6 protein-coding genes are annotated in these 13493 nt (G+C 35.6%); 2 read left to right on the top strand and 4 right to left on the bottom strand.

The window, feature by feature from the left end:
* Window positions 1-202 precede the first annotated feature (202 nt).
* Both C1A40_RS09055 and tamL read left to right on the top strand, forming a co-directional pair.
* Window positions 203-4912 (top strand): translocation/assembly module TamB domain-containing protein, encoded by a 4710-nt coding sequence (locus tag C1A40_RS09055; protein WP_102995618.1) that lies wholly within the window; start codon window positions 203-205, stop codon window positions 4910-4912.
* Between the two features lie 71 nt (window positions 4913-4983).
* Window positions 4984-7227, top strand: coding sequence for a translocation and assembly module lipoprotein TamL (tamL, locus tag C1A40_RS09050; RefSeq protein ID WP_241910518.1), 2244 nt, complete (start codon window positions 4984-4986; stop codon window positions 7225-7227).
* A 123-nt stretch (window positions 7228-7350) separates the two neighbouring features.
* Here the strand turns inward: tamL and C1A40_RS09045 are convergent, their stop codons facing one another.
* The 4 genes from C1A40_RS09045 to rpmA form a co-directional block, all read right to left on the bottom strand.
* Window positions 7351-8358 (bottom strand): phytase, encoded by a 1008-nt coding sequence (locus C1A40_RS09045; RefSeq protein WP_102995616.1) that lies wholly within the window; start codon window positions 8356-8358, stop codon window positions 7351-7353.
* 155 nt (window positions 8359-8513) lie between these two features.
* The gene (locus C1A40_RS09040; protein WP_102995615.1) at window positions 8514-11351 is read right to left on the bottom strand and encodes a TonB-dependent receptor; all 2838 of its coding nucleotides are present in this window, start codon (window positions 11349-11351) and stop codon (window positions 8514-8516) included.
* A 154-nt stretch (window positions 11352-11505) separates the two neighbouring features.
* Complete coding sequence (locus C1A40_RS09035) at window positions 11506-13074, bottom strand: tetratricopeptide repeat protein (protein WP_102995614.1); 1569 nt, start codon at window positions 13072-13074, stop codon at window positions 11506-11508.
* Window positions 13075-13228: 154 nt separating this feature from the next.
* Window positions 13229-13489: a 50S ribosomal protein L27 gene (gene rpmA, locus C1A40_RS09030; RefSeq protein ID WP_013869859.1), complete on the bottom strand. Its 261-nt coding sequence runs from the start codon at window positions 13487-13489 to the stop codon at window positions 13229-13231.
* Window positions 13490-13493 lie beyond the last annotated feature (4 nt).

The raw sequence follows: 13493 nt of genomic DNA, 5'->3' as shown, positions 1-13493 counted from the left end.
ATTCCTTATTAGAACCCCTTGGGCGCAAAATTTTATTAAGGACAAAGCGATAAATTATGTTTCCTCTAAAACAAACACCAAAATTGATATTGAATCGCTGTTCCTAACTTTTGATGGTGATATAAAAATTACTGGATTATACTTAGAAGACACCCAGCAAGACACTTTAATTTATTCTAAATCTTTAGAAGCAAACATCGCCATGCTCCCTTTAATTACTGGTGAAAGTTTTGGTCTTGACGATTTATACTGGGAAGGCGTTCGGGCACATGTATGGAGAAAAGACACCATTCAAGGTTTTAATTTTAATTTTTTAATCGATGCGTTTGCTTCCCAAGACCCTAATGCAGTTACCGAAGTAGACACCAGCTCTACAAGCATCAAGCTGATTCTAAGGAATTTAGATTTAAAAGACTTCGAAATATCTTTCGACGATGAACTTATTGGCATTAATACCAAAGCAAAGTTTAACGAACTCTTTCTAGATTTAAAGAAAATAGACCTTGATAGGATGGTGTTTAACGCTCCCGAGGCCAAAATTTCTGAAGCTAAAATTGATGTCATTCAAAACGAATCTAAAATTATTGATAACGATACCACAAGTAGTGTTCTGCCTTCCTTTTTGGTTGAATCGTTTGTTTTAGAAGAGGTAAAAGTACATTACAAATCGAATACCTCTAATTTAGAATTAAATACCACGATTAACGATTTTTCTGCAGAATCGACCGATATTAACTTAGAAACTAATCGTATTTATTTAGATGAAATTGCTTTAAGGCATTCTAGAGTAAAACTCCAATTAAACGACGTTGCAAATAATTCTGAGCCTGCAGAAACAAATAATTCTGAAGCTTTTGAATGGCCTGATTTTGACATCAAAGTTAACCAGGCACATATAGAAAATAACGATATCGGTTATTTTGTAAATAACCATAAAGCTCAAAAGGGCGTTTTTAATGCCGATGCCTTAGACTTTAAAAACCTCAGCCTTATTACCAAAACCGCTTATATGAATAAAAGTGGTGTGGGTATTCACATTGAAAAAGGTCAATTTCAAGAAGGTTCGGGATTACACTTAAAACACTTGAGCACAGAAGTCATTTTTGGCAATACCAACTTGGCTCTTACAAATTTGGATATTGCTATTAATAATGATTTAGTTCTTGGTGATTTGAATATGGAATATTCAGAGATTAATAGCTTCATGAATACTCCTGAAAAATCGAAAATTGACCTTGTACTTTCAAAATTCCGGTTCGATTTTAATGATATTTTTCTTTTTCAACCCGATTTAAAAAGCAATGAATATTTACAAATATTAAGTAAAAAACGGCTGTCCGGCCACGCCAAAGCATCAGGATATGTTTCAGACATTCAAATCCCAAGTTTTAATGTGTCTTGGGGTGATTCTACCAAATTAGTATTGAAAGGTCAAATTAAAAATGCGACACAAACAGACTCTTTAAAATATAAGGTTCCTAATTACCGGTTTACCACAAATAAATCAGACATTGAACGCTTTGTAGCCCTTTCAGAATCTACGATAAGCATCCCTAATAACATGATCTTATCTGGTAAAATTTCTGGTTCATTGAATGCTCTAGCAACCGATAGCAAACTAGCATCAGAACAAGGATTTGCGAGTATCGAAGGGCAGCTTGAAAACCTTAACGACATTCATTTTAAAACCCATATTACGGTTGAAGAATACGAATTAAACAAACTTTTAAATATTGAAAAACTAGGAAATTTATCCCTTACAGTTGATGCAGAAGGCAGCGGAAAAACCATCAACAATTTAAATGGCAACTTAAAAGCCGTAGTGAATAATTTCAGCTATAATGAGTATCCCATTGAAAATTTGGAAATAGATGGTAACATTATAAATGGACAAGGTGACATTACATCCGCTTATAAAGACTCAAATATTGATATCGTCCTAGATGCTTTTGTTATTCTAGATTCTATAGTCCCAGAATTAAAAATGGACCTACATTTAGCTGGCGCAAACCTCCAAGCCCTCGGCTTAACAGATCAAAGTATTAAAACAGGGTTTACGCTAAGCGGAAATTTCAAAGGAGACTCTAAAAGTTTCGACGCTGGCGCCATGTTAAGTGATGGTGTTGTGGTTTATGACAGTCAAACCTATTTGTTAGGCGATTTGAAAGCCAACGCACATGTTCGGGAAGACACCACATCTGTTCAAATTGAAAACAAAATAATAAACCTTGATTTACAATCTAACGCCACGCCCCTTGTATTTAGCAAAGCCCTTAAACATCATGTGTTAAGCTATTTTTACAGACAAGACAGAAGTGCTACTTTCGACACGCTTCAAAACCCTGTAGAACTTAAATTACATGCCCAACTCTCGGAATCGCCCGTAATAAATAACGTGTTTTTAGTAAACTTAAAAAACCTTGATACGGTTAAAATAGACATTGCTTTCTCAGAAATTGACAGACAGTTAATGGCTATAGTAGACGCACCACATATAAACTACAGTAACAATACCATTGACAGTTTATCCCTATTTATTAACACCTATAAAGATGAGTTTCTTTTTAACTTAGGATTTAAGGAAATTAACGCAGGACCATTATTACTTCCTGAAACCTATATAACCGGCGTACAAAAGAATAACGAATTGCAGTTAGATTTTAATGCCTCTTATAAAGGCACCGAACTTACAGATGTTAGAGCTGTTGTAACAGGTGTTGAAAACGATATTAAATTTCATATTTTCCCTGAAGATTTAAAGCTAAACAAAGAAAATTGGAGCATCCCTGAAGACAATGCCGTCTTGTTTACAAAGGATAAAATCTCATTTAACAACTTTAAAATCACCAAAAACGAACAGTCGGTAGAAGTCACTGCCAAATTACCCAAAGTGCAAACAGACCATATCGCGGTTGAATATAAAAACTTTAAAATAAATGAAATTTTAGAATATTTCAACCCTGAAACTCCCTTGGCTGAAGGGGTTTTAAACGGTGACTTTATTGTTGAAGACCCACTTAATAAGCCCGGAATTATTGCCGACTTAGACATCTCACAACTTAACGTTAAAAATATAAATATGGGGCGCTTAAGTTTGCATGGAAAATCGGTTGGGGCTAATAACTATACCTTAGAAAGCACACTTTCTGGAGGCGAAATTGATTTAGACCTTAGCGGAACTTATAGAGCAGAAAGCAATAAAGCCAATTTAAGCTTAGACCTCAATCTTAACACCTTCAACATGCATGCCTTAGAAGGCTTTACCGATGGAGAAGTTTCAGAAACTGAAAGCTTTTTTAAAGGTCGTTTTAAAATTAGCGGTACTACTGAAAAGCCTAATTATGATGGAACCATAAATTTCAGCAATGCAAAATTTAAGATTGTTAAATTCAATACCGCTTTTGCTCTACTAGATGAAACTTTAAAAATTGATAACAAAGGTGTTTATTTTACTGATTTCACGGTTCAAGATGAAAATAATAACACCTTCGACATTGCTGGAAATATCGGCACAGAATCCTATATTAATCCGACTTTCGATTTAAGTCTGAGTGCCAAAAACTTTCAAGTTTTAAATGCTACAGAAGCGGATAACGACATGCTTTATGGCAAAGTTGTTTTTGATGCTGATGCAAAAATTACCGGTGATATGGAAATCCCTAAAGTAGACATGAAACTTACAGTAGATTCTGAAACAGATGTGACGTACGTTATGCCGTCATCATCGGTAGATATCGAATCTCGCGATGGGATAGTACGTTTCGTAAATAAAAATAATCCCGATGCGATATTAACACAAACCACCGAACAAACATCCACGTTTACTGGTTTTGAAATTTCAAGCTATTTAAAAGTTGGAAACAATGCCGCCTTTACCATTGTTATTGACGAGCAAACCAACGACAATTTTAAAGTATTTGGTCAAGGAGAATTTGATTTTACAATGAGGCCAAACGGACAAATGAATCTGTCTGGAATATACAACGTCTCTGGTGGGCATTACCAAATGAGTTTATATCATTTAGTAAACAAGCGTTTTGAACTGGCCCCGGAAAGCCGAGTAACATGGTCAGGCAACCCTTTTGATGCCGCCATGGATATTCGTGCCATTTACAAGGTGGAAACTTCGGCCGCTGGCCTTATGGCTTCTGCTTCTTCGGGGGCAGACATTTCCGACCAAGGCAGGTACCAACAAGTTTTACCATTTTATGTATACTTGAATATTGATGGCGAATTATCGGCCCCTGCTTTATCTTTCAATTTAGACATGCCTGAAGCTAACCAAGGTACTGCTAATGGCCAAATTTATGGGCGGGTACAACAAATTAACCAAGAACCCGATGCCCTTAACAAACAAGTTTTCTCCCTATTAGTACTAAACCGTTTCTATCCAGATTCTAACAGTGATGGTAGTGCAGGTGGCTTCAACACGATCGCTAGAGACAATTTAAACAGTGCGCTCTCCGATCAACTTAATGTGTTTTCTGACAAACTATTAGGAAACTCAGGATTCGATTTGGATTTTGGTTTAAACAGCTATACCGACTACCAAGGAGATTCGCCCGAAGATCGTACAAATTTAAATATAGCTGCCCAGAAAAAACTATTTCATGACCGTCTCATTGTTAAAGTTGGTAGTGAAGTTGCCATACAAGGTAGTACAGAAAGTAGAGAACCAACACCGCTTATTGGTAACGTGAGTTTAGAGTATATACTCACAAAGGATGGTCGTTACAAACTTCGTGGTTTCAGAAAGAATGAATATGAAAATGTGATAGACGGACAAACCATTGCAACTGGAATTGCCATTCTTTTCACACAAGAGTTTAATAAATTTAAAGAGCTTTGGGATTCTATGTTTAAAGCCACCAAAGATGAAGCAGAGGATGATGATTCCAAAACCGACAACTAAACAAAATCAAAAACAAACCAAATAGAGAACCTTTAAATATGTCGTGTAAAAACTTTTTAATCTTATGTGCTATGGTGCTCCTGTGTTATGCTTGTAGCATAACACAATACATCCCAGAAGATGAGCGCTTGTACACTGGTGCTACGCTAGAGGTAGAAAGTGATTCCACCATATCCGACAAATCTAAAGATGTTATAAAAACAAACCTTAATTCGGTGCTAAACCCAGAACCGAACAGTAATATTTTAGGCATGTATTTAGGTTTGTATTTTTACTATCAAAACCAGAAAGAACACCCAGGCTTTATAAACAGATGGCTTTATAAAAATTTTGGAGAAGAGCCCATATACCAAAGTGATGTTAATCCTATAGAAGTAGAGTCTCTATTAATAAACCGTTTGGACAACCGAGGATTCTTCTACAGTTCAGCATCATCAGAATTCATTGAAGATAAAAAAAAGGCTTCCGCAGCTTATCATGTTGAAGTTGCCCAACCTTATAAAATGGAAAGTTACGCTCTAGATAGTTTGCCACAACCCATTGGTTCCAATATTAAAGCACACCTCAATAAAACAGTTTTAAAAAAGGATATGTGTTTTGATTTACCCTTAATGCAATTAGAACGTAAGCGTATCGATCAATCCCTTAAACAAAGAGGGTATTATAACTTCAATGAAAGGTTTTTACTTTTTGAAGCTGACACAAATCAATACAAAAACAAGCGCTTTGATTTGTATTTAAAATTGAAAGAGGAAACACCAAAACAAGCCATTGTTCCTTATGAAATTTCTCGCATAAACATTTATCCGCACTATAATTTAGAAACCGATTCTTTAAATGTTCCTGCAGATACTTATAATGATAAAAATTACTATCAAGATGAATTGTATTTTAAACTGAAACATCTTGACCCTTTTATAACTCTTAAAAAGGGGCAGTTGTACAACGCTGAAACCTCTAAAAACACAGCAAGGCGCCTGTCTCAAATTGGAACCTACAAATTTGTTAATATCCAGTATAAAGAAATAGACTCCACACTAAGCGACAGCTTAGGTCATTTAGAAGCTAACATTTACTTATCCCCACTAAACAAAAGATCATTACAAGCCGAATTACAAGGGGTCACCAAATCCAATAACTTTACTGGGCCAGCCATTTCAATTTCATCGATAAACCGAAATTTATTTAAAGGTGGAGAAACCTTTAAACTGAGTGCTAAATTTGGTTACGAAGCGCAATTCACAAGAGGTAGTCAGGACAGCGAAAAATTAAGCAGTACGCATCTGGGAATAAGCGGAGAATTATTTTTTCCAAGAATTATTTTCCCCGTAAAAGTTGGCCCGCATTTTTTCAAGTACAACATTCCAAAAACCAAAACCTCGTTAAGCCTTGATTATTTAAACCGTAAAGAATATTATAGTTTATTTTCGGCAACAGCCTTATTTGGCTATACCTGGGATGCCAACAAACTGGTTACTTATGAATTAAATCCCATAACCGTTAGCTACACCAAACCATCGAAAATTAGTGACGCCTTTAAGCAAATTTTAGAAGACAATCCTTATATGCGAGATAGTTTTGAGCAGGAATTTATAAGTGGTCTCACCTTTTCCTTTACCTATAATGGCTTGTTAGAAACACGTAAACGCAATCAAATCTATTTTAACGCCAAATTGGATATTGCTGGAAACACTTTAAGTTTATTAAAAAAAGAACAAGCTGATGGGAGTCCGAATGAAATTTTTGGTTTAGAGTATGCGCAATACGCCAAGGCCGATATAGATTTTTACTATCACCATAAATTTAACAAAGATAATATTTTAGCCAGTCGTATATTTGCTGGTTACGGCATTGCCTATGGCAACTCCACACTATTACCTAATGTAAAACAATATTTTGCAGGTGGCCCTTATAGTGTTCGGGCCTTTAGAATACGCTCTTTAGGACCAGGAACTTTTGATGGTTCAACCGTTAGTGATACCTACTTTGATCAAACTGGTAACATTCGTTTAGAAGCCAATTTAGAATACCGTTTCCCTATCTATTCATTTCTTAAAGGGGCGGCCTTTGTGGATGCTGGAAATATTTGGAACTCGGAAGAAAACCCATCCTTACCAGGCGGTAAATTTTCGCGCTCTTTCATGCAGGAATTAGGTATGGGTGTTGGCCTTGGGGCCCGAGTTGATTTTCAAGGATTTGTAATTCGTGTCGATTTAGCAACGCCATTTCATAACCCAGCGCTTCCTGAAGGCGAACGCTATAATTTTGATACTCAAGAATCGGTTTTAAACTTCGCCATTGGTTATCCATTCTAATAGTCTTACTTCAAAAAAAGCCGAATAAAACGAAACGGTATTCCGTTGTTATTCGGCTAAACTCAACCACTAAATTGTGAAATTATGTGGTACAAAAACAAAACGTATTTAATCTGAGTTTTACTATTCTAATAGTTTCAATTTGGCTAAATCGTGAAAGAAAAAGTTTCTATCATCATTCATGGAAACAAATAATCCGTTTGGAAATTTACCTCCTAAAGCCACGGTAGTGACATCGCAACCATCGGTTTCAACAGTTCCTAAATTAAGTTCTTTAATAAAGGCGTTGGTTTCTAAGTCAAAAATATTAAAAGTATGCGCTTGCTGGTTTGACACAATAAGGAATCCTTTATTTTCGTATTGAGCAATGGCAATGCCTTCAATATCTTTCTTAAAGTGATCGCCACCAAAGCATGAAATTTCTTCATCACCTTTTGATGGTTCTGCGTAATATTTTCGAATACAATGCATTTCATCAGCATAATAAACGATGCCATTTTTATTATCGACGGCAATAGCTTCAATTTCCTTTTTACCGCTAAATTTTCCAAATTTTCTAACCAATTTAGCATGTACCCCTATACTATCGCTATACAGTTCGTATTGATGTAAATACCCTTCTAAAGGGCCATTTTTCCTACCTACAATTGCATATATTTTATTGGATACCTGCGATTTGTAAAGTGCAATTCCCATAGGTAAATCGCCTTCTGGTTCTTGTGCATTTTTAAAAACAGAAAATCCGCCACCATCTAAAGGAATCATCTCTGGAAGGGCGTACAAACGCATTTTTTTACGCTCTCTTTCGGTAAACGCTATAATGGCTGTTTCGGTAGAATCGTTGATTTTAAAACCGTATTCCAAATCCACATTGTTCGGTCGCTTTAACCCTCTTATGGTTTTATCTTCAATAATTTTTCCTTCTAAATCGAAAGCATAAATGGCGCCATCTGTATTTTTATCGGTACCAAAAACAATGCTTTTCGATGGGTCGTTGGGGTTAATCCAAATGGCCGGATCATCAGAATCGTGCAAGGTATGTTCTGTGATAACATCGGGTGCTATTTTCGGTAAATTGTTATGACATGAACTTGCTAAGGCTAGCAAGCCTACAAAAAATAATTTCTTCATTAATTTCTTTTAAAAGAGGCCGACTAAAAATCATCCTTGTTGTTATATTGAGCGGGTAGAAATATTTTAAAAACCCATTCTTAACTTAGGTTTCGACAAGCTCAACCAGATAAATCAAATCTAATTGACTTTTTAGTCAGCCTCCAATTTATATTTTATTTCTTTCTTTTAAATAAATCGTATTTAATACCACATGTGAAGCGTCTTCCATAAAATTCAGCTTGCATGGTTCTATCTTTATGACCTTGAAAATAACGTAATGGTTGATTGGTGATGTTATTTAAATCGGCATAAACACTTAAGTTATCGGTAATATTAAAACCAGCGTTAAAATCTAAGAAAAACTGTTGATCGTAGTATCTATCTTCAAAGGCATTCCCACCAATTTCATCAATATAAGCATCAGAGAAGTTTGCCGATAATCTGGCACTAAACGTTTTATCGCTATAACCTAAAGAACCATTAAATATGTTTGGTGCTGTGTTAGGTAAATCCAAATCCGAACGCTCCTCGCCATCTTCATTTTTTATCCCTTCAGCATCCGATGCTACGTGTGTGTAGTTAGCATAAACACTAAAGTTTTTAGCAAAACCTGGCAAGAAATCTAACTGACGTTGGAAAGAGAATTCCATACCAAAAACAGAAGCTTTATCGCCATTTAAAGGCTGATAGACATCGTACCCAGTGGTTCCATTTCCAAAGCTATCGTCTTCAGTTTCATATTGTGAAGTGTAAATAAATTTTTTGATGTTTTTATAGAAGGCTCCACCTGAGATGATACCAACACTTTTAAAGTAGTGCTCTGCCATAATATCGAAGTTCATAGACGTTGTTGGATCTAAGTCTGGATTTCCAATAAAAATTTCAGAATCACTGTGAACGATATCTACCGTAGGCACAATATCTACGTAGTTAGGTCTAGCCAATGTGTTGGTCCATGCAAAACGTAAAACCGTAGCTTCGGAAGCATTAAATTTAAAGTGTAAACCAGGCAGCACATTACTATATGAACTTTTTCGAGTTACTTCGCGAATAAAAGTATCTTCATCTTCAATTTCGTTACCCGTTGCCGTTAAGTTAGTGCTTTCTAGTCTTACCCCTAAAATAACGCTTAAATTTCTCGTTAATTTCTGATTAGCCATAAGATATGCTGCATATACATCTTCTTTAACATCGAAATTTTCACGCAAATACTCATCTGGAACCGGGTCACCTCCCATTAAGTTTAAGCTACCTAGCCAAGCTTTTGAAGCGTATGAACCCGCTTTATATTTACTTCCTACTAAATAGTTGCGATCTGTTAAATCCTGCGTAGGCACATCGGCAAGTGTAGGATATTGTGCTTCTAAATCAATTTCAAAAAAGTCGTTGTTTCTGTTTTTATTCTTAAAACGGCCACGACCTCCAAATTTAATAGTTCCTTCTCCTTGTCCGAATAAATCTAAAGGCCATTCAAAGTTTAAAAAGGTATTGATATCCTGTTCTTCGGTATATTGATTTTCTTCCGTAATTTCATCATATTCGAAAGCCGATAAATCATTAGCATCACTAGGTTTCGTAGCCGTAAATAGCGGGTATCTAGAATTAGAAATATCGTTATTAATGATATATTCAGACTGGAACACTGCATAACGCTCGTTTAAGCGTTCTTCTGAAGCCTTGGCGTAAGATCCCATCCAATCAACTTTTAATTTACCCACTAAATGGTTACCACCTAAATTGTAATTTTGCATACGTTGATCTTCTAAACGCGTGTTTTTGTTACGGTTATTATCAATACCACCTTTGGTTTCTCTTTTTACTTCAACCGGGAAACGTGTAGGTATGTTATTTGTAATATCAAAATCCCCTATTTCGATATCTTCAGCATCTAAAATCTCATGTTCTAAAACATAACGGTTTTCACGATCGTCTCTCCAATTGTATATGGTTTTTAAGTAGATACTATTATTGGCATCAAAATCGTAATCAAAGTTTGCTGAAAAACTCCTTCTTACACGTTGAACGATGTAGTTACGCTGCTCATACACATTTACATACGGATCGACATCAACTTCTTCAACATCGCTACCGTTGAAATATTCAAATTCATCCGACCATTCTGCTTCCACATCATGAGACCCAAAATCGTTATCGTTAATAGAAGCCGAAAGCATCCAACCAAATTTATCATTTTTACTACGATCCCCTAACAAAAAAGAACCGTTTAAAATTCTTTTTTCTGAAATAAAGTTAACACCAGATCCCGCAGTTGCAGATAACCTGAATCCTTCTGGCGATGTTCTGGTTACTAAGTTTACAGATCCCCCTAAGGCATCGGCATCCATATCTGGAGTTACGGCTTTACTTACTTCGATAAGTTGAATCATATCGGCTGGAATTAAATCCATTTGTACATTTCGGTTATCACCTTCGGCCGATGGTATACGACTTCCGTTTAAAGTTACCGAGTTTAATTGAGGCGCTAAACCGCGTACAATAATGTTTCTAGCCTCACCTTGATCGACTTGCATAGTTATGCCAGGAATACGTTTAACCGCATCACCAATATTTGAGTCTGGAAATTTACCAATTTGGTCGGTAGACACAATGTTAGTAATGTTAGCCTTGTTTTTCTGTGCGTTTAACGCTTTAGCCTGTCCACTATTGTATCCTGTAATTAAAACACCCTCTAGAGCTACCGATGTTGGTCTAATAACAATAACAAGCTCGGCTGTTTGTCCGGCCATAACATCAACCATGGTTTCGGCGGTTGTATAACCTATATAAGTTATTTTTAAGGCATGCTGGCCAGCAGGAACATCTATAATAGTAAATTTCCCATCTTCATCCGATAAATTCCCTTTGCTTAAAGATTCAATAATTACGTTACTATAAGGAACAGAAAGCCCATTCTCATCGATCACTTTTCCTTGAATATTTCCATTTTGAGCAAAACCCCAAAACGAAAAACACATTATGGTTAATAATAATGCATACTGTTTTTTCATCATGTTAGTATTTTTTGTTTCGAACAAAACTAGATGTCAAGGATGGTTTTAATCTAAAATCTGTATTAACAAAAGGTAACTTAGAGCCCCAAATAAGCGTTATTGCATAGCAACATTAACCTACCCTTAACATGGGATTAAACTTTATGAAACATGCTTAAAGACTCAGCAAATAGGCTTGCAAATCGACCTTCGAATCGATAGGAAGTTTTTTTCGAAGCCTATAACGCGCAATACGAACACTTTCGGCTGTGATATGAAGAATAGAAGCGATCTCTTTTGACGTTAAGTTTAAACGCAATAACATACAAAGTCGCAATTCTGAGGTCGACAAGGCCGTGTTAACTTCCGATTTTAAATTTTCAAAAAAGTTAGGATGAATTTTCCCAAAGTACCCCATAAGTTCGGCCCACTCATTACCACGAGTCAAATCGAAATCGATGTCTTTGGCTAAGCTTTCAATTTTTGATTTTACAAAATCGGGATTTCTATTTTTCAAATTGTTTAAGGTTTTTGAAACATGAGAAAGCATTTTGTTTTTATGAGCGATATGGAGACTGTAATTAGTTAAGGCAGATATTTTGGATTCGATTTCACGTTTTAGTGACGCTTCTTGGGCAATTTTAATATCCAAATCGGCTTGAAGAATTTGCTGCTTATATTTCGAGATGTTTTGTTCTTGTTTTTTGCGCTTCTTTAAATACACCAACCAAACTATAAAAACAATAAACATGGCACAACTAGCTATGACAATGGCAAATTGTCGTGTTTTATTAATTTGATTTTGCTTGTTAAGCAAACCAAGCTCGGCTTCCTTTTCTTTAACATGGTATAGCACTTCCATAGCACTCACCAAATCGACATTTCTTCGTTTAAAGGCTTTATCGTTTAAAACCTTTTGTTTGTTTAGACAATGATAAGCTTCTTTGTAATTCCCCATTTCGGCATAGGCACGAGCTAAATCTTTTAATCCGCTTTCTTCTTGTTCAATATTATGCGTGCGTCTAGCAAGATTTAAGGCTTGCTGAGTATATTGTAGTGATTTTTTAATATGACCTCGTTTTCTATTAACATCGCCAAGATTGTTTAAAATATTAATTTTTAGGTCTGAGGTTTCGTTAGACTCATAATCGTAGGCTTTTTTAAAATAGCTGTACGCTTTATCGAATTGCTCCAAATCTTCATAAATACTTCCAATATTTTCGTTGGTAATAGCTAGGCCAGTACTGTCTTTTAATGCTTGAAAAATTTCCAAACTGGTATATTGGTAAGACAAGGCCTCTTGGTAATTTTCTTGTTTTTCGGCGACGCCTCCTAATAAGGTACTAGCCGTAGCAAGTCCTTTTTGATAAAACATGTTTTTAGATAGGTTAACGCTTTCGTTGAGATATAAAATAGCATCGTCAAAGTTTTTTAATTTATGATGAATGGAAGCCATATTATTATTAACGTCAATATAGAAGGTATCCTTTTTTTTATAGAGTGCTTGTGCCTCTCTATAATTTTTTAAGGCCTCACTTTCTAAACCTAAATTTTTGTAGTAATTAGCCAAATGCACATGTTCTTGAGCCATTTTAACCGAATCTTCCAATTGTTCGGCACGATTAAGGGCGTTTTTAATACGGTTTATTTTTGTTTCATGAGCGAGGGCATTTTTGTTTTGGGCAGGTAACAACGACGTTGTGGCAAAAACACTAATATAAAGCAGGTTTTTAATTAAGTTCACGGTATTTTTCTGATTTACAAATGGATATAAAGTAAACCTCTAGACATTAACAAAACATCACTAAAAAACTATGTTTAGATTAAAAATACTGGTAAACACAAAAAGCCCTTTCTGAAAAACAGAAAGGGCTTTTTAATATTTTAAGAAAAATTTCTTAAGCCTCGAAAGGCTCGATAGAAACGTAAGATTTATTATCTTTTTTCTTTGTAAATTTCACAAGTCCATCAACTTTAGCGTGTAAAGTATGGTCTTTTCCTTGGTATACATTTTCACCTGGGTGATGTGTATTACCACGTTGTCTTATGATAATGTTTCCAGCAATAGCAGCTTGACCACCAAAAATTTTAACGCCTAGACGTTTCGATTCTGATTCTCTACCATTTTTCGAACTTCCGACTCCTTTTTTATGTGCCATTTTA

The organism is Tamlana carrageenivorans (genome assembly GCF_002893765.1).
GTDB lineage: Bacteria > Bacteroidota > Bacteroidia > Flavobacteriales > Flavobacteriaceae > Pseudotamlana > Pseudotamlana carrageenivorans.
This window is presented reverse-complemented; position numbering and strand designations above follow the sequence as displayed.

Coding starts and splice junctions, on each gene's coding strand:
- C1A40_RS09040 (WP_102995615.1), bottom strand. CDS start 11,351: ATGATGAAAAAACAGTATGCATTATTATTAACCATAATGTGTTTTTCG.
- C1A40_RS09045 (WP_102995616.1), bottom strand. CDS start 8,358: ATGAAGAAATTATTTTTTGTAGGCTTGCTAGCCTTAGCAAGTTCATGT.
- rpmA (WP_013869859.1), bottom strand. CDS start 13,489: ATGGCACATAAAAAAGGAGTCGGAAGTTCGAAAAATGGTAGAGAATCA.
- C1A40_RS09055 (WP_102995618.1), top strand. CDS start 203: ATGCTCCCTTTAATTACTGGTGAAAGTTTTGGTCTTGACGATTTATAC.
- tamL (WP_241910518.1), top strand. CDS start 4,984: ATGGTGCTCCTGTGTTATGCTTGTAGCATAACACAATACATCCCAGAA.